The organism is Burkholderia arboris (assembly GCF_902499125.1).
GTDB lineage: Bacteria > Pseudomonadota > Gammaproteobacteria > Burkholderiales > Burkholderiaceae > Burkholderia > Burkholderia arboris.
On record NZ_CABVPX010000037.1, the window covers coordinates 19,739 to 36,360 of the forward strand.

29 protein-coding genes are annotated in these 16,622 nt (G+C 59.7%); all 29 read left to right on the forward strand.

The features are described from left to right. The first annotated feature begins 6 nt into the window (after positions 1-6). The 29 genes from fusA (at position 7) to rpsD (ending at position 16,616) form a co-directional block, all read left to right on the forward strand. Positions 7-2,109 (forward strand): elongation factor G, encoded by a 2,103-nt coding sequence (fusA, locus tag BLA15945_RS31880; RefSeq protein ID WP_059232616.1) that lies wholly within the window; start codon positions 7-9, stop codon positions 2,107-2,109. A 39-nt stretch (positions 2,110-2,148) separates the two neighbouring features. After that, entirely contained in the window at positions 2,149-3,339 is a 1,191-nt protein-coding gene (gene tuf, locus BLA15945_RS31885) for an elongation factor Tu (protein ID WP_011350666.1), read from the forward strand. A gap of 285 nt (positions 3,340-3,624) precedes the next feature. Beyond that, positions 3,625-3,936, forward strand: coding sequence for a 30S ribosomal protein S10 (gene rpsJ / locus BLA15945_RS31890; RefSeq protein WP_004199280.1), 312 nt, complete (start codon positions 3,625-3,627; stop codon positions 3,934-3,936). Positions 3,937-4,113: 177 nt separating this feature from the next. Beyond that, entirely contained in the window at positions 4,114-4,764 is a 651-nt protein-coding gene (gene rplC, locus BLA15945_RS31895) for a 50S ribosomal protein L3 (protein WP_006482922.1), read from the forward strand. Then, a complete protein-coding gene (rplD, locus tag BLA15945_RS31900; protein WP_011350675.1) occupies positions 4,764-5,384 on the forward strand; it encodes a 50S ribosomal protein L4 in 621 nt (206 codons plus the stop codon). Before rplC ends, rplD begins: the two co-directional genes overlap by 1 nt. Then, complete coding sequence (gene rplW / locus BLA15945_RS31905; RefSeq protein WP_004199275.1) at positions 5,381-5,695, forward strand: 50S ribosomal protein L23; 315 nt, start codon at positions 5,381-5,383, stop codon at positions 5,693-5,695. The genes rplD and rplW overlap by 4 nt, the downstream gene beginning before the upstream one ends. A 2-nt stretch (positions 5,696-5,697) precedes the next feature. Beyond that, positions 5,698-6,525, forward strand: a complete 828-nt coding sequence (rplB, locus tag BLA15945_RS31910) for a 50S ribosomal protein L2 (RefSeq protein ID WP_006482900.1) — start codon at positions 5,698-5,700, stop codon at positions 6,523-6,525. Positions 6,526-6,535: 10 nt separating this feature from the next. Continuing rightward, positions 6,536-6,811 (forward strand): 30S ribosomal protein S19, encoded by a 276-nt coding sequence (rpsS, locus tag BLA15945_RS31915; RefSeq protein WP_004199273.1) that lies wholly within the window; start codon positions 6,536-6,538, stop codon positions 6,809-6,811. Positions 6,812-6,823: 12 nt separating this feature from the next. Then, complete coding sequence (gene rplV, locus BLA15945_RS31920; RefSeq protein WP_004199272.1) at positions 6,824-7,153, forward strand: 50S ribosomal protein L22; 330 nt, start codon at positions 6,824-6,826, stop codon at positions 7,151-7,153. Positions 7,154-7,164: 11 nt separating this feature from the next. Then, a complete protein-coding gene (gene rpsC, locus BLA15945_RS31925; protein WP_006482899.1) occupies positions 7,165-7,965 on the forward strand; it encodes a 30S ribosomal protein S3 in 801 nt (266 codons plus the stop codon). A 2-nt stretch (positions 7,966-7,967) separates the two neighbouring features. Beyond that, positions 7,968-8,384 carry a 50S ribosomal protein L16 gene (gene rplP / locus BLA15945_RS31930; RefSeq protein WP_006752927.1) on the forward strand — a complete coding sequence of 139 codons (417 nt, stop codon included), beginning with the start codon at positions 7,968-7,970 and terminating at the stop codon, positions 8,382-8,384. Between the two features lie 9 nt (positions 8,385-8,393). Next, positions 8,394-8,588, forward strand: coding sequence for a 50S ribosomal protein L29 (rpmC, locus tag BLA15945_RS31935; RefSeq protein WP_006400652.1), 195 nt, complete (start codon positions 8,394-8,396; stop codon positions 8,586-8,588). Beyond that, a complete protein-coding gene (gene rpsQ / locus BLA15945_RS31940) occupies positions 8,585-8,857 on the forward strand; it encodes a 30S ribosomal protein S17 (RefSeq protein WP_006477189.1) in 273 nt (90 codons plus the stop codon). Before rpmC ends, rpsQ begins: the two co-directional genes overlap by 4 nt. Before the next feature lie 309 nt (positions 8,858-9,166). After that, on the forward strand, positions 9,167-9,535 hold the full coding sequence (rplN, locus tag BLA15945_RS31945) for a 50S ribosomal protein L14 (RefSeq protein WP_006482918.1): 369 nt from the start codon (positions 9,167-9,169) through the stop codon (positions 9,533-9,535). 9 nt (positions 9,536-9,544) lie between these two features. Continuing rightward, a complete protein-coding gene (gene rplX / locus BLA15945_RS31950) occupies positions 9,545-9,853 on the forward strand; it encodes a 50S ribosomal protein L24 (protein ID WP_006477187.1) in 309 nt (102 codons plus the stop codon). A 16-nt stretch (positions 9,854-9,869) separates the two neighbouring features. After that, positions 9,870-10,409, forward strand: coding sequence for a 50S ribosomal protein L5 (gene rplE / locus BLA15945_RS31955; protein ID WP_006477186.1), 540 nt, complete (start codon positions 9,870-9,872; stop codon positions 10,407-10,409). Between the two features lie 7 nt (positions 10,410-10,416). Next, on the forward strand, positions 10,417-10,722 hold the full coding sequence (rpsN, locus tag BLA15945_RS31960; protein WP_059232615.1) for a 30S ribosomal protein S14: 306 nt from the start codon (positions 10,417-10,419) through the stop codon (positions 10,720-10,722). A gap of 14 nt (positions 10,723-10,736) precedes the next feature. After that, entirely contained in the window at positions 10,737-11,132 is a 396-nt protein-coding gene (gene rpsH, locus BLA15945_RS31965) for a 30S ribosomal protein S8 (protein WP_006477185.1), read from the forward strand. Between the two features lie 18 nt (positions 11,133-11,150). Beyond that, the gene (gene rplF / locus BLA15945_RS31970) at positions 11,151-11,681 is read left to right on the forward strand and encodes a 50S ribosomal protein L6 (protein WP_006477184.1); all 531 of its coding nucleotides are present in this window, start codon (positions 11,151-11,153) and stop codon (positions 11,679-11,681) included. 12 nt (positions 11,682-11,693) lie between these two features. After that, positions 11,694-12,059, forward strand: a complete 366-nt coding sequence (gene rplR, locus BLA15945_RS31975) for a 50S ribosomal protein L18 (protein WP_006477183.1) — start codon at positions 11,694-11,696, stop codon at positions 12,057-12,059. Positions 12,060-12,073: 14 nt separating this feature from the next. After that, entirely contained in the window at positions 12,074-12,592 is a 519-nt protein-coding gene (gene rpsE / locus BLA15945_RS31980) for a 30S ribosomal protein S5 (RefSeq protein ID WP_006752931.1), read from the forward strand. A 15-nt stretch (positions 12,593-12,607) separates the two neighbouring features. Next, a complete protein-coding gene (rpmD, locus tag BLA15945_RS31985; RefSeq protein WP_050454145.1) occupies positions 12,608-12,790 on the forward strand; it encodes a 50S ribosomal protein L30 in 183 nt (60 codons plus the stop codon). Between the two features lie 26 nt (positions 12,791-12,816). Then, the gene (rplO, locus tag BLA15945_RS31990) at positions 12,817-13,251 is read left to right on the forward strand and encodes a 50S ribosomal protein L15 (protein ID WP_006482880.1); all 435 of its coding nucleotides are present in this window, start codon (positions 12,817-12,819) and stop codon (positions 13,249-13,251) included. A gap of 42 nt (positions 13,252-13,293) precedes the next feature. Further along, positions 13,294-14,643, forward strand: coding sequence for a preprotein translocase subunit SecY (secY, locus tag BLA15945_RS31995; RefSeq protein WP_006482915.1), 1,350 nt, complete (start codon positions 13,294-13,296; stop codon positions 14,641-14,643). 5 nt (positions 14,644-14,648) lie between these two features. Next, positions 14,649-14,867, forward strand: coding sequence for a translation initiation factor IF-1 (gene infA, locus BLA15945_RS32000; protein WP_004521905.1), 219 nt, complete (start codon positions 14,649-14,651; stop codon positions 14,865-14,867). A 20-nt stretch (positions 14,868-14,887) separates the two neighbouring features. Beyond that, a complete protein-coding gene (gene rpmJ, locus BLA15945_RS32005; protein WP_004199844.1) occupies positions 14,888-15,004 on the forward strand; it encodes a 50S ribosomal protein L36 in 117 nt (38 codons plus the stop codon). Positions 15,005-15,042: 38 nt separating this feature from the next. Continuing rightward, positions 15,043-15,408, forward strand: coding sequence for a 30S ribosomal protein S13 (gene rpsM / locus BLA15945_RS32010; RefSeq protein WP_006477178.1), 366 nt, complete (start codon positions 15,043-15,045; stop codon positions 15,406-15,408). A 28-nt stretch (positions 15,409-15,436) separates the two neighbouring features. Continuing rightward, positions 15,437-15,838, forward strand: coding sequence for a 30S ribosomal protein S11 (rpsK, locus tag BLA15945_RS32015; RefSeq protein ID WP_004197937.1), 402 nt, complete (start codon positions 15,437-15,439; stop codon positions 15,836-15,838). 154 nt (positions 15,839-15,992) lie between these two features. Beyond that, complete coding sequence (gene rpsD, locus BLA15945_RS32020) at positions 15,993-16,616, forward strand: 30S ribosomal protein S4 (RefSeq protein WP_047899585.1); 624 nt, start codon at positions 15,993-15,995, stop codon at positions 16,614-16,616. Positions 16,617-16,622: the final 6 nt, after the last annotated feature.

Below are 16,622 nucleotides of genomic sequence, written 5' to 3' on the forward strand. Positions count from 1 at the left end.
ATCAAAGTGGCTCGCAAGACTCCTATCGAGCGCTACCGCAATATCGGTATTAGCGCTCACATCGACGCCGGCAAAACGACGACGACCGAGCGCATTCTGTTTTACACCGGTGTGAACCACAAGATCGGTGAAGTCCACGACGGCGCAGCCACGATGGACTGGATGGAGCAGGAACAGGAGCGTGGCATCACGATCACGTCCGCTGCTACCACGGCCTTCTGGAAGGGCATGGGCGGCAACTATCCGGAACACCGCATCAACATCATCGACACCCCGGGCCACGTCGACTTCACGATTGAAGTCGAGCGCTCGATGCGCGTGCTCGACGGCGCGTGCATGGTGTACTGCGCAGTGGGCGGCGTGCAGCCGCAGTCGGAAACGGTGTGGCGCCAGGCGAACAAGTACAAGGTGCCGCGTCTCGCGTTCGTCAACAAGATGGACCGTACCGGCGCGAACTTCTTCAAGGTCTACGACCAGCTCCGTCTGCGCCTGAAGGCGAACCCGGTTCCGGTCGTGGTGCCGATCGGTGCGGAAGAAGGCTTCAAGGGCGTCGTCGATCTGATCAAGATGAAGGCGATCATTTGGGACGAAGCGTCGCAAGGTACCAAGTTCGACTACGTCGACATCCCGGCGGAACTCGTCGACACGTGCAACGAATGGCGTGAAAAGATGGTCGAGGCGGCTGCAGAGTCGAACGAAGACCTGATGAACAAGTACCTGGAAGCAGGCGAGCTGTCGGAAGCCGAGATCGTGAAGGGTCTGCGCGACCGTACGATCGCGTGCGAAATCCAGCCGATGCTGTGCGGCACTGCGTTCAAGAACAAGGGCGTGCAGCGCATGCTCGACGCCGTGATCGATTTCCTGCCGTCGCCGGTCGATATTCCGCCGGTTACGGGTGAACTCGAAAATGGCGAGAAGACGGAGCGCCGCGCTGCCGACGACGAGAAGTTTGCGGCACTGGCATTCAAGATCATGACCGACCCGTTCGTCGGCCAGCTGATCTTCTTCCGCGTCTACTCGGGCGTCGTCAATTCGGGCGACACGCTGCTCAATGCGACCAAGGACAAGAAGGAACGTCTCGGCCGTATTCTGCAGATGCACGCGAACCAGCGTGAAGAAATCAAGGAAGTTCGCGCTGGCGACATCGCGGCTGCGGTCGGCCTGAAGGAAGCGACCACGGGCGACACGCTGTGCGATCCGGCTCACCCGATCGTGCTCGAACGCATGATTTTCCCGGAGCCGGTGATTTCGCAGGCCGTCGAGCCGAAGACGAAGGCTGACCAGGAAAAGATGGGCCTGGCGCTCAACCGTCTGGCTCAGGAAGATCCGTCGTTCCGCGTGCAGACCGACGAAGAATCGGGTCAAACGATCATTTCGGGTATGGGCGAGCTCCACCTCGAAATTCTGGTTGACCGGATGAAGCGTGAATTCGGCGTGGAAGCGACCGTCGGCAAGCCGCAGGTTGCGTACCGCGAAACCATTCGCAAGTCGGCCGCGGACGTCGAAGGCAAGTTCGTCAAGCAGTCGGGTGGCCGTGGTCAGTATGGCCATGCGGTCATTACGCTCGAGCGCAGCGAACTGGGCAAGGGCTACGAGTTCATCGACGCGATCAAGGGCGGCGTGATTCCGCGCGAATACATCCCGTCGGTTGACAAGGGTATCCAGGAAACGCTGAAGAGCGGCGTGCTGGCAGGCTTCCCGGTCGTCGACGTGAAGGTCACGCTGACGTTCGGTTCGTACCACGACGTTGACTCGAACGAAAATGCGTTCCGCATGGCTGGTTCGATGGCGTTCAAGGAAGCGATGCGCCGTGCCGATCCGGTTCTGCTCGAGCCGATGATGGCCGTGGAAGTGGAAACGCCGGAAGACTTCATGGGTAACGTCATGGGCGACCTGTCGGGTCGTCGCGGCATTATCCAGGGCATGGACGACATGGTGGGCGGCGGCAAGATCGTGCGCGCCGAAGTGCCGCTGTCGGAAATGTTCGGCTACTCGACGTCGCTGCGTTCGCTGACGCAGGGTCGCGCAACGTACACGATGGAGTTCAAGCACTACGCTGAAGCTCCGAAGAACGTTGCAGAAGCGATCATCAGCGCGAAGACGAAGTAATTCGTTATCACAATCGACTATTTTTGAAAGAAGAGAATCATGGCAAAAGGTAAATTCGAGCGGACCAAGCCGCACGTGAACGTTGGTACGATTGGTCACGTTGACCACGGCAAGACGACGCTGACGGCAGCGATCACGACGGTTCTGACGAAGAAGTTCGGCGGCGAAGCGAAGGCGTACGACCAGATCGACGCGGCACCGGAAGAAAAGGCGCGCGGCATCACGATCAACACGGCACACGTCGAGTACGAAACGGCTAACCGCCACTACGCACACGTCGACTGCCCGGGCCACGCTGACTATGTGAAGAACATGATCACGGGCGCAGCGCAGATGGACGGCGCGATCCTGGTTTGCTCGGCAGCTGACGGCCCGATGCCGCAGACGCGTGAGCACATCCTGCTGGCCCGTCAGGTTGGCGTTCCGTACATCATCGTGTTCCTGAACAAGTGCGACATGGTGGACGACGCTGAACTGCTCGAGCTGGTCGAGATGGAAGTTCGCGAACTCCTGTCGAAGTACGACTTCCCGGGCGACGACACGCCGATCGTGAAGGGTTCGGCGAAGCTGGCGCTGGAAGGCGACACGGGCGAGCTGGGCGAAGTGGCGATCATGAGCCTGGCCGACGCGCTGGACACGTACATCCCGACGCCGGAGCGTGCAGTTGACGGCGCGTTCCTGATGCCGGTGGAAGACGTGTTCTCGATCTCGGGCCGTGGTACGGTTGTGACGGGTCGTGTCGAGCGCGGCATCGTGAAGGTCGGCGAAGAAATCGAAATCGTCGGTATCAAGCCGACGGTGAAGACGACCTGCACGGGCGTTGAAATGTTCCGCAAGCTGCTGGACCAAGGTCAGGCAGGCGACAACGTGGGTATCCTGCTGCGCGGCACGAAGCGTGAAGACGTGGAGCGTGGCCAGGTTCTGGCGAAGCCGGGTTCGATCACGCCGCACACGCACTTCACGGCTGAAGTGTACGTGCTGAGCAAGGACGAAGGCGGCCGTCACACGCCGTTCTTCAACAACTACCGTCCGCAGTTCTACTTCCGTACGACGGACGTGACGGGCTCGATCGAGCTGCCGAAGGACAAGGAAATGGTGATGCCGGGCGACAACGTGTCGATCACGGTGAAGCTGATCGCTCCGATCGCGATGGAAGAAGGTCTGCGCTTCGCAATCCGCGAAGGCGGCCGTACGGTCGGCGCCGGCGTCGTCGCCAAGATCATCGAGTAACATCGACGATCCGCGGATCCCGACGCGGTCCGCGATTCCGCGGTACGCAGTTGTACCGTCTGAACCGGGTGTCCACCTTGCGCTGGCACCCGGTTTTGTTTTTCGGCGGCGCGTTGTGTGGCCCGAGAAACTCGCACCACCATGTCAGAATTTCGTGTAGAATCGCGGGCTTAGCAGTGGAAGTACCGTCAGGAACGTGATGTCTCGCTCCCCGCAGGCGTCATGTTTCACGTTCTTTTAGTGTCCGGCGATGCAAGATCGCCTCGCTCTTTTCAAGGAATTGTCATGCAGCAACAGAAAATCCGCATTCGCCTGAAGGCTTTCGACTATCGTCTGATCGATCAATCGGCTGCCGAAATCGTCGATACCGCGAAGCGGACTGGCGCAATCGTCCGTGGCCCGGTGCCGCTGCCGACGCGCATTCAGCGTTTTGACATCCTGCGTTCGCCGCACGTCAACAAGACGTCGCGCGATCAGCTCGAAATCCGCACCCACCAGCGCCTGATGGACATCGTCGACCCGACGGACAAGACCGTTGACGCGCTGATGAAGCTCGACCTGCCGGCTGGCGTCGACGTGGAAATCAAGCTGCAGTAAGGCTTCCAGCGCCGATCGGCTTGCCGGGCGGCGCTAAGTCTTTGATTGCTTGCAGAAAACGTGAGGTCGGGCTATAATGCTTGGCTTTTCGCGTATTCGCGTAAAAAAGTTGGGCCTTGCGTGCCCGGCATTTTGTAAATCAGCCCCGACCAATCGCAGTCGGGAATGGAGAAAATGATGAGCCTTGGACTCGTAGGTCGCAAGGTTGGCATGACCCGTATCTTCACGGCTGAAGGGGATTCGATTCCCGTCACCGTGCTGGACGTGTCGGACAACCGCGTGACGCAGATCAAGACTGTTGAAACCGACGGCTACACGGCCGTGCAGGTTGCATTCGGCTCCCGTCGTGCATCGCGCGTGACGAAGCCGCTGGCAGGTCATCTCGCCAAAGCCGGTGTCGAAGCCGGTGAAATCCTCAAGGAATTCCGCATTGACGCGGCCAAGGCAGCTGAGCTGTCGAATGGCGCCGTGGTCGGTGCTGATCTTTTCGAAGTGGGCCAGAAGGTCGACGTGCAAGGCGTGTCGATCGGTAAGGGCTACGCCGGTACGATCAAGCGTTACAACTTCTCCTCCGGCCGTGCCACGCACGGTAACTCGCGCTCGCACAACGTGCCGGGCTCGATCGGTATGGCGCAGGATCCGGGTCGTGTTTTCCCGGGTAAACGCATGACGGGTCACATGGGTGACGTGACGGTGACGGTGCAGAACCTCGAAATCGCTCGTATCGACGCAGAGCGCAAGCTGCTGCTCGTGAAGGGTGCGATTCCGGGCGCGAAGGGCGGCAAAGTCTTCGTGACGCCGGCCGTCAAGACCAAGGGGGCGAAATAATGGAACTCAAGCTCCTGAACGAAAATGGTCAGGAAGGTGCAGTGGTCAACGCATCGGACGTCGTGTTCGGTCGTGACTACAACGAAGCGCTGATCCACCAGGTCGTCGTCGCTTACCAGGCGAATGCTCGCCAGGGTAACCGCGCACAGAAGGACCGCGAGCAAGTCAAGCACACGACGAAGAAGCCGTGGCGCCAGAAGGGTACGGGCCGCGCTCGTGCCGGTATGTCGTCGAGCCCGTTGTGGCGTGGCGGTGGTCGTATCTTCCCGAATTCGCCGGAAGAAAACTTCTCGCACAAGGTCAACAAGAAGATGCATCGCGCAGGTCTCTGCTCGATCTTCTCGCAGCTGGCCCGTGAAGGCCGTCTGTCGGTCGTCGAGGACATCATCCTCGAAGCGCCGAAGACCAAGCTGCTGGCCGAAAAATTCAAGACCATGGGTCTCGACTCCGTGCTGATCATCACCGACACGGTTGACGAAAACCTGTACCTGGCATCGCGCAACCTGCCGCACGTGGCAATTGTCGAGCCGCGCTACGCTGACCCGCTGTCGCTGATCTACTTCAAGAAAGTGCTGGTCACGAAGGCTGCGGTCGCCCAGATCGAGGAGTTGCTGTCATGAGCGAGATTCGCAAGAACGATCATCGTTTGATGCAGGTCCTGCTCGCACCGGTGATCTCGGAAAAGGCGACGCTGGTTGCCGACAAGAACGAGCAAGTCGTGTTCGAAGTCGCACCGGATGCCACGAAGCAGGAAGTGAAGGCGGCCGTTGAGCTGCTGTTCAAGGTTGAAGTTGATTCCGTCAACGTGCTGGTTCAGAAGGGCAAGCAAAAGCGCTTTGGCCGTTCGATGGGCCGCCGCAAGGACGTGAAGAAGGCGTACGTTTGCCTGAAGCCCGGCCAGGAAATCAACTTTGAAGCGGAGGCCAAGTAATCATGGCAATCGTTAAAGTTAAGCCGACATCGCCGGGTCGCCGCGCGATGGTCAAGGTGGTCAACAAGAACCTGCACCAGGGCAAGCCGTTCGCGGCACTGCTCGACTCGCAGAGCTCGACCGCCGGCCGTAACAACAACGGTCGTATCACCACGCGTCACAAGGGTGGTGGTCACAAGCAGCACTACCGTATCGTCGATTTCCGTCGCACGAAGGACGGCATCCCGGCAAAGGTCGAACGTCTCGAGTACGACCCGAACCGTAGCGCGAACATCGCGCTGGTGCTCTACGCAGACGGCGAGCGTCGCTACATCATCGCCCCGAAGGGCCTGACCGTCGGCCAACAGCTGATGTCGGGTTCGGAAGCGCCGATCCGTGCAGGCAACACGCTGCCGATCCGCAACATTCCGGTCGGTACGACGATCCACTGCATCGAGATGCTGCCGGGCAAGGGCGCGCAAATGGCGCGTTCGGCTGGCACGTCGGCCATGCTGCTGGCACGTGAAGGCGTCTACGCGCAGGTTCGTCTGCGTTCGGGCGAAATCCGCCGCGTGCACATCGAGTGCCGTGCAACGATCGGTGAAGTCGGTAACGAAGAGCATAGCCTGCGCCAGATCGGCAAGGCTGGCGCGAACCGCTGGCGCGGTATCCGCCCGACGGTGCGTGGCGTTGCGATGAACCCGGTTGATCACCCGCACGGTGGTGGTGAGGGCAAGACGGCTGCAGGTCGCGATCCGGTGAGCCCGTGGGGTACGCCGGCTAAGGGTTATCGCACCCGTAGCAACAAGCGCACGACGACGATGATCGTCCAGCGCCGTCACAAGCGTTAAGGAGTAGGCAATGGCACGTTCTGTTAAAAAAGGTCCGTTCTGCGACGCCCATTTGCTGAAGAAAGTTGAGGCGGCTGCAGCTTCGCGCGACAAAAAGCCGATCAAGACCTGGTCGCGTCGCTCGACGATTCTGCCGGATTTCATCGGCCTGACGATCGCTGTTCACAACGGCCGTCAACACGTTCCGGTGTACATCTCGGAAAACATGGTCGGCCACAAGCTTGGCGAGTTCGCACTGACCCGTACGTTCAAGGGTCACGCAGCCGACAAGAAGGCCAAGAAATAAGGGGCAATCAAGATGGAAGTGAAAGCAATTCATCGCGGTGCCCGCATCTCGGCGCAAAAAACGCGCCTTGTGGCTGACCAGATCCGCGGTTTGCCGGTCGACAAGGCGCTGAACGTTCTGACGTTCTCGCCGAAGAAAGCGGCTGGCATCGTGAAGAAGGTTGTGCTGTCGGCAATCGCGAATGCGGAGCACAACGAAGGCGCCGATATCGACGAGCTCAAGATCAAGAGCATCTACGTCGACAAGGCTGCATCGCTCAAGCGTTTCACCGCGCGCGCCAAGGGCCGCGGTAACCGCATCGAGAAGCAATCCTGTCACATCACTGTGACGGTCGGGAATTAAGGAGCCATACGATGGGACAGAAAATTCATCCGACTGGCTTCCGCCTGGCTGTCAGCCGCAATTGGGCTTCGCGTTGGTACGCGAACAACAACAATTTCGCGGCGATGCTGCAGGAAGACATCGGTGTTCGTGAATACCTGAAGAAGAAGCTGAAGAACGCTTCGGTCGGTCGGGTCGTCATCGAGCGTCCGGCGAAGAACGCGCGCATCACGATTTACAGCTCGCGTCCGGGTGTGGTCATCGGCAAGAAGGGCGAGGATATCGAACAGCTGAAGACGGAACTGCAACGCCGCATGGGCGTGCCGGTTCACGTCAACATCGAAGAAATCCGCAAGCCGGAAACCGATGCTCAGCTGATCGCTGACTCGATCACGCAACAGCTCGAGCGCCGGATCATGTTCCGTCGCGCGATGAAGCGTGCGATGCAGAACGCGATGCGTCTGGGTGCTCAAGGCATCAAGATCATGAGCGCGGGCCGTCTGAACGGTATCGAAATCGCTCGTACGGAGTGGTATCGCGAAGGTCGCGTGCCGCTTCATACGCTGCGTGCCGATATCGACTACGCGACCTCGGAAGCGAAGACGACTTACGGGATCATCGGCGTCAAGGTGTGGGTCTACAAGGGCGATACGCTCGGCCGCAACGACGCACCGGTGGTGGAAGAAGTAGCCGAAGACAAGCGTCCGCGTCGCAATGCGCGTCCGGGCGACCGTCGTCCGCGCCGTGACGGCGAAGGCGGCGCTCCGGGTGCTCGTCGTGGCGCACCGCGCCGTGGCGCCGGCAAGCCCGAAGACGGCAAGACTGGAGAATAACGATGCTGCAACCGAAACGCAGGAAGTATCGTAAAGAGCAGAAGGGTCGTAACACCGGCAAGGCGACGCGCGGCAACGCAGTGTCGTTCGGTGATTTCGGCCTGAAGGCGATCGGTCGCGGTCGTTTGACCGCACGCCAGATTGAAGCGGCGCGTCGTGCAATGACGCGTCACATCAAGCGTGGCGGCCGCATCTGGATCCGGATCTTCCCGGACAAGCCGATTTCGCAGAAGCCGGCGGAAGTGCGTATGGGTAACGGTAAGGGTAACCCGGAGTACTACGTCGCCGAGATTCAGCCGGGCAAGATGCTCTATGAAATGGACGGCGTAACCGAAGAACTGGCACGCGAAGCGTTCCGTCTGGCTGCAGCCAAGCTGCCGCTGAAGACGGCGTTCATCGTGCGCCAGCTCGGCGCCTAAGGAGAAAATATGAAGGCTTCCGAACTTCTCCAGAAAGACCAGGCCGCGCTCAACAAGGAGCTGGCGGACCTGCTGAAGGCGCAATTCGGCCTGCGCATGCAACTCGCGACCCAGCAGCTCACGAACACGAGCCAGCTGAAGAAGGTTCGTCGCGACATCGCACGTGTGCGGACCGTCATGACTCAGAAGGCGAACCAGAAATGAACGATAGCGTGAAAACCTCGCTGAAGCGGACGCTGGTCGGTCGGGTCGTCAGCAACAAGATGGACAAGACCGTCACCGTGCTGATCGAGCACCGCGTCAAGCATCCGATCTACGGCAAGTATGTCGTGCGTTCGAAGAAGTACCACGCGCACGATGAAGCGAACACCTACAACGAAGGCGATCTCGTCGAAATCCAGGAAACGCGTCCTGTTTCGAAGACGAAGGCCTGGACGGTGTCGCGCCTCGTCGAAGCCGCTCGCGTCATCTAAGCGGGCAGCGTAGTAGGCAGTAACAGGCACTTCTCCACGAAGTGCTTGAAATCGCAAAGTTTTTGCTTGCGGGACCAGGATTATTTGTTATAATCCTGGTCTTCCCTCTTTATGGGAGCCCCGTCGCGGGCGAAGTTGGTGGGGGAAGCGGACTGGCGCCAGCCTGTCCGAAAGATTCACCGAATTGCGATGGCGGGTTTCGTTTGCCGTCGCTGCTGTTCCAACCCAAGCAGCCGATTGGCTGACGGGACCAAGACTGACCGAGTGCATCATGGTGGTGCATCCGGATTAAGTTGGGAAAGACAAACCATGATCCAGACCGAATCTCGGCTCGAAGTAGCCGACAACACGGGTGCACGTGAAGTCCTGTGCATCAAGGTGCTCGGCGGCTCGAAGCGTCGTTATGCCGGCATTGGCGACATCATCAAGGTGAGCGTCAAAGAGGCAACGCCGCGCGGGCGCGTGAAGAAAGGCGAAATTTACAACGCCGTGGTGGTCCGCACCGCCAAGGGCGTGCGCCGTCAAGACGGCTCGCTGATCAAGTTCGACGGCAACGCCGCTGTGCTTTTGAATAACAAGCTCGAGCCGATCGGCACCCGTATCTTCGGGCCGGTGACGCGTGAGCTGCGTAGCGAACGATTCATGAAGATCGTTTCGCTGGCGCCGGAAGTGCTGTAAGGAGTCGCGATGAACAAGATTCGCAAAGGTGACGAAGTCATCGTCGTCACTGGCAAGGACAAGGGCAAGCGCGGCGTCGTGCTGGCTGTCGGTGCTGAACATGTGACGGTTGAAGGTATCAACCTCGTCAAGAAGCATGTGAAGCCGAACCCGATGAAGGGTACGACGGGCGGCGTGGAAGCGAAGACGATGCCCCTGCATATTTCGAACGTCGCACTGGTCGACGCGAATGGCAAGGCGTCGCGTGTTGGCATCAAGGTCGAGGAAGGCAAGAAGGTTCGCTTCCTGAAGACGACCGGTGCCGTACTGAGCGCCTGACGCAGCGGAGTAAAAAATGGCTCGTTTTCAAGAGTTTTACAAAGAAAAGGTTGTGCCCGGCCTGATCGAGAAGTTCGGTTACAAGTCGGTCATGGAAGTGCCGCGCATCACCAAGATCACGCTGAACATGGGTCTTGGCGAAGCGATCGCTGACAAGAAGATCATCGAGAACGCCGTTGGCGACCTCACGAAGATCGCCGGCCAGAAGCCGGTCGTCACGAAGGCTCGCAAGGCAATCGCAGGCTTCAAGATCCGCCAGGGTTACCCGATCGGCGCGATGGTGACGCTGCGTGGCCAAGCAATGTACGAATTCCTCGACCGTTTCGTGACGGTTGCCCTGCCCCGCGTGCGAGATTTCCGCGGCGTGTCGGGTCGTGCTTTCGATGGCCGTGGCAACTACAACATCGGTGTGAAAGAGCAGATCATTTTCCCCGAAATCGACTACGACAAGATCGACGCACTGCGTGGGCTGAACATCAGCATCACGACGACTGCGAAGACCGACGACGAAGCAAAGGCTCTGCTCGCCAGCTTCAAGTTCCCGTTCAGAAACTGAGGTTACCGTGGCTAAACTGGCACTGATCGAACGTGAAAAGAAGCGCGCCCGCCTGGTCGCGAAGTTCGCAGCAAAGCGTGAAACGCTGAAGGCGATCGTCGAAGACCAAAGCAAGTCGGAAGAAGAGCGCTACGAAGCACGCCTGGAGCTGCAGCAACTGCCCCGCAACGCAAACCCGACCCGCCAGCGTAACCGCTGCGCGATCACGGGCCGTCCGCGTGGCACGTTCCGTAAATTCGGCCTCGCGCGTAACAAGATTCGTGAAATCGCATTCCGTGGCGAGATTCCTGGCCTGACCAAGGCGAGCTGGTAATAGGAGAAACGTAAATGAGCATGAGTGATCCTATCGCCGATATGCTGACTCGCATCCGCAACGCGCAGATGGTCGAGAAGGTATCGGTAGCGATGCCCTCGTCGAAGGTCAAGGTTGCAATCGCGCAAGTCCTCAAGGACGAAGGTTATATCGACGATTTCGCCGTCAAGGCGGAAGGTGCGAAGTCCGAACTGAATATCGCGCTGAAGTACTACGCAGGTCGCCCGGTCATCGAACGCCTCGAGCGCGTGTCGAAGCCTGGTCTGCGCGTGTACCGCGGCCGTAACGACATTCCGCAGGTCATGAACGGCCTCGGCGTGGCTATTGTGTCGACGCCGAAGGGCGTGATGACTGATCGCAAGGCGCGCGCTACCGGCGTCGGCGGCGAAGTCATCTGCTACGTCGCTTAAAGCCGAGGAGAGAGAAACATGTCTCGAGTAGGTAAGAGCCCGATCGCGCTGCAAGGCGCGGAAGTCAAGCTGGCCGACGGTGCAATCACCGTCAAGGGCCCGCTGGGCACCATCACGCAAGCGATCAATCCGCTCGTGAACGTGGCGAACAACGACGGCACGCTGAATCTGTCGCCGGTCGACGAAAGCCGCGAAGCAAATGCACTGTCGGGCACGATGCGCGCGATCATCGCGAATGCCGTGCACGGCGTGACCAAGGGTTTCGAGCGCAAGCTGACGCTGGTTGGCGTCGGTTACCGTGCGCAAGCGCAAGGCGACAAGCTGAACCTGTCGCTGGGTTTCTCGCACCCGGTGGTGCACCAGATGCCGGAAGGCGTCAAGGCTGAAACCCCGACGCAAACCGAAATCGTGATCAAGGGGATCAACAAGCAACAAGTCGGTCAAGTGGCTGCGGAAGTCCGCGGTTACCGTCCGCCGGAGCCCTACAAGGGCAAGGGCGTGCGTTATGCCGACGAGGTTGTGATCCTCAAAGAAACGAAGAAGAAGTAAGGGTGCGCAATCATGGATAAGACTCAATCTCGCCTGCGCCGCGCTCGCCAGACGCGTATCAAGATCGCTGAGCTGCAGGTCGCGCGTCTCGCCGTGCATCGCACGAACACGCACATCTACGCTCAAGTGTTCTCGCCCTGCGGCACCAAGGTGCTCGCCAGCGCGTCGACGCTCGAAGCTGAAGTGCGCGCCGAGCTCGCCGACAAGTCGGGCAAGGGCGGCAACGTTAATGCTGCGACGCTGATCGGCAAGCGTATTGCCGAGAAGGCAAAGGCCGCCGGCATCGAATCCGTCGCCTTCGACCGCTCGGGCTTCCGCTACCATGGCCGCGTCAAGGCGCTGGCTGAGGCAGCTCGCGAAGCTGGGCTCAAGTTCTAAGGAAGGAATTCGTCATGGCAAAGATGCAAGCGAAAGTTCAGGCTGACGAGCGCGACGACGGCCTTCGTGAAAAGATGATTTCGGTCAATCGCGTGACCAAGGTCGTGAAGGGTGGCCGTATTCTCGGCTTCGCCGCACTGACCGTGGTTGGCGACGGTGATGGCCGCATCGGTATGGGCAAGGGCAAGGCGAAGGAAGTGCCGGTCGCTGTCCAGAAGGCAATGGAACAAGCTCGCCGCAACATGTTCAAGGTGCCGCTCAAGAACGGCACGCTGCAGCACGAAGTGCACGGCAAGCACGGCGCTTCGGCCGTCCTCCTCGCTCCGGCGAAGGCAGGTACGGGCGTGATCGCCGGCGGCCCGATGCGCGCAGTGTTCGACGTGATGGGCGTTCAGAACGTTGTGGCGAAGAGCCACGGTTCGACGAACCCGTACAACCTCGTTCGCGCCACGCTGGACGGCCTGCGCAAGCAGTCCACCCCGGCAGACATCGCGGCGAAGCGCGGCAAGTCCGTCGAAGATATTTTGGGCTAAGCCCGGGTGGTCACCATGTCTGAAAAAACTGTCAAGGTTCAGCTCGTCAAGAGCCTGATCGGGACCCGCGAAACGCACCGCGCAACCGTGCGTGGCCTGGGCCTGCGCCGACTCAATTCGGTCAGCGAGCTGCAGGACACGCCGGCGGTCCGCGGCATGATCAACAAGGTTTCGTACCTCGTTAAGGTCATCGCGTAAGCGGCCCTACGGATCAAGGAGTTGATATGGAATTGAATAACCTGAAGCCGGCCGCTGGCGCCAAGCACGCCAAGCGTCGCGTCGGTCGTGGCATCGGTTCGGGCCTCGGCAAGACGGCTGGCCGTGGTCACAAGGGTCAGAAATCGCGTTCGGGCGGCTTCCACAAAGTCGGTTTCGAAGGCGGTCAGATGCCGCTGCAACGTCGTCTGCCGAAGCGCGGCTTCACGTCGCTGACGAAGGAATTCGTCGGTGAAGTGCGCCTGGGCGACCTCGAGAAGCTGCCGGTCGACGAGATCGATCTGCTCGCACTGAAGCAAGCCGGCCTGGTCGGCGAGCTGACGAAGAGCGCAAAGATCATCGCGACGGGTGAACTGAAGCGCAAGATCGTCGTGAAGGGTCTCGGTGCCACCAAGGGTGCGCGCGCTGCGATCGAAGCGGCTGGCGGTTCGTTCGCCGAGTGACACGCGTAGCGCGTCGTCACTTGCATTCATCGGAGAAGGTACTTGGCTAACAGCCCGAGTCTTGCAAAACCCGGTCGAAGCACGGCGAAATTCGGCGATCTGCGCCGGCGAGCGATGTTCCTGCTCCTGGCGCTGATCGTCTATCGCATCGGCGCGCACATTCCCGTGCCGGGCATCGATCCGGATCAACTGGCTAAGCTGTTCCAGAGCCAGGCGGGCGGCATCCTGGGCATGTTCAACATGTTCTCGGGTGGCGCGCTTTCCCGCTTCACGATCTTTGCGCTGGGGATCATGCCGTACATCTCGGCGTCGATCATCATGCAGTTGCTGGCGATCGTTTCGCCGCAGCTCGAGGCGCTGAAGAAGGAAGGGCAGGCAGGGCAACGGAAGATCACGCAGTACACGCGGTATTTCACCGTGGTGCTCGCGACCTTCCAGGCGTTCGGTATCGCGGCTGCGCTGGAAAACCAGCCGGGCCTCGTCACCGATCCCGGCATGCTGTTCCGTCTGACGACGGTCGTGACGCTGGTTACCGGTACGATGTTCCTGATGTGGCTCGGCGAGCAGATTACCGAGCGTGGTCTGGGCAACGGTATCTCGATCATCATCTTCGGCGGGATCGCAGCAGGGTTCCCGAATGCCGTGGGTGGGTTGTTCGAGCTGGTGCGTACGGGTTCGATGAGCATCATTTCGGCGATCATCATCGTCGTTCTGATTGCTGCGGTGACTTACCTGGTCGTGTTCATCGAACGCGGTCAGCGCAAGATCCTCGTGAACTACGCGAAGCGCCAGGTCGGCAACAAGATCTACGGCGGGCAGTCGTCCCATCTGCCGCTGAAGTTGAACATGTCGGGCGTGATTCCGCCGATCTTTGCATCGTCGATCATTCTGTTCCCGGCAACGATTCTCGGCTGGTTCAGTACCGGTCAGCCGACGGGAAGCTGGATTTCCAATACGTTGCATAACGTAGCGGAAGCGCTTAAGCCGGGCCAGCCGGTCTATGTGCTGCTGTACACGCTGGCAATCGTGTTTTTCTGCTTCTTCTACACCGCACTGGTGTTCAACAGCAGGGAAACCGCGGACAACCTGAAGAAGAGCGGCGCGTTTGTTCCGGGCATCCGTCCGGGCGATCAGACCGCACGATATATCGACCGCATCCTCACGCGTCTGACGCTGGCCGGTGCGATCTACATCGTCTTCGTGTGTCTACTGCCAGAGTTTCTGGTGCTGCGCTGGAACGTGCCGTTTTATTTTGGTGGAACGTCGCTGCTGATCATTGTCGTCGTCACGATGGACTTTATGGCGCAGGTGCAGTCGTACGTTATGTCGCAACAGTATGAGTCACTGCTCAAGAAGGCGAACTTCAAGGGCGGCAACATCCCGATGCGTTAAGGACTATGGCCAAAGACGATGTAATCCAGATGCAGGGTGAGGTGATTGAAAACCTCCCGAATGCGACCTTCCGTGTGAAGCTGGAAAACGGCCATGTCGTGTTGGGACATATTTCCGGAAAGATGCGGATGCACTACATCCGCATCCTGCCGGGCGACAAGGTGACGGTTGAGTTGACGCCTTACGATCTGTCTCGTGCGCGGATCGTGTTCCGGGCGAAGTGATTTGAAAAAAGGGTATTATCATGAAAGTGATGGCATCGGTTAAGCGCATTTGCCGCAATTGCAAGATCATCAAGCGCAAAGGCGTCGTTCGCGTGATCTGCAGCTCGGATCCGCGCCACAAGCAGCGCCAAGGCTGACCGCGCGTTTGTTTGCGCTTTTTGTTTGAGGAAAAACAATGGCTCGTATCGCAGGGGTTAACATCCCGAATCACCAGCACACCGAGATTGGCCTGACGGCTATCTTTGGTGTCGGCCGCACCCGTTCGCGCAGCATCTGCGTGGCAGCTGGCGTCGATTTTTCGAAGAAGGTCAAGGATCTGACCGACGCAGACCTGGAAAAGCTGCGTGAAGAAGTGGGCAAGTTTGTCGTCGAAGGCGATCTGCGCCGTGAAGTGACGATGAACATCAAGCGCCTGATGGACCTCGGTTGCTACCGTGGCGTCCGTCATCGCAAGGGCCTGCCGATGCGCGGTCAGCGTACGCGTACGAACGCACGTACCCGTAAGGGTCCGCGTCGTGCAGCGCAAGCGCTGAAGAAGTAAGCGGAACTGACAGTTACAGGAAAACGTAATGGCTAAGGCTTCGAATACCGCGGCGCAACGCGTTCGCAAAAAGGTTAAGAAGAACGTCGCTGAAGGCGTGGTTCACGTTCACGCGTCGTTCAACAACACGATCATCACGATCACCGATCGCCAAGGCAACGCTCTGGCATGGGCGACGTCGGGCGGTCAGGGCTTCAAGGGCTCGCGCAAATCGACGCCGTTCGCTGCTCAGGTCGCAGCCGAGTCGGCTGGCCGCGTCGCGATGGAATACGGCGTGAAGAATCTGGAAGTGCGGATCAAGGGCCCGGGCCCGGGTCGTGAGTCGGCAGTGCGTGCGCTGCATGGCCTCGGCATCAAGATCACCGCGATTTCGGACGTCACCCCGATTCCGCACAACGGCTGCCGCCCGCCGAAGCGTCGTCGTATCTAAGGATGTGCTGGCACGTTCGTGCTAGCGCATTGCCTGTCGCCGCTCAGCGTCGACGGGCGTTGCTTTTTTGATTGACTAAGCCCACCGTTCGCCCCAAAGGGAGCGGACTAGCGCGGATTTCGATCCGCGTGACTGATTGATAAAGGAATGCAAAGTGGCACGTTATATCGGCCCCAAAGCCAAGCTGTCCCGCCGTGAAGGCACCGACCTGTTCCTGAAGAGCGCACGCCGCTCGCTCGCCGACAAGTGCAAGCTCGACAGCAAGCCGGGTCAGCACGGCCGTACCTCGGGCGCACGTACGTCCGACTACGGTACGCAGCTGCGTGAAAAGCAGAAGGTCAAGCGCATCTACGGCGTGCTGGAGCGTCAGTTCCGCCGCTACTTCGCTGAAGCCGACCGCCGCAAGGGCAACACGGGTGAAAACCTGCTGCAACTGCTCGAGTCGCGCCTCGACAACGTCGTGTATCGCATGGGCTTCGGCTCGACCCGCGCTGAAGCGCGTCAGCTGGTGAGCCACAAGTCGATCACCGTGAACGGCGTCGTCGCAAACGTCCCGTCGCAGCAAGTGAAGGCAGGTGACGTCGTCGCGATCCGCGAAAAGGCGAAGAAGCAGGCGCGTATCGTCGAAGCGCTGTCGCTGGCCGAGCAAGGCGGCATGCCGAGCTGGGTTGCAGTCGATGCGAAGAAGTTCGAAGGCACGTTCAAGCAAATGCCGGAACGCGTTGAGATCGCAGGCGACATCAACGAAAGCCTGATCGTCGAATTGTATTCGCGTTAATCCGAT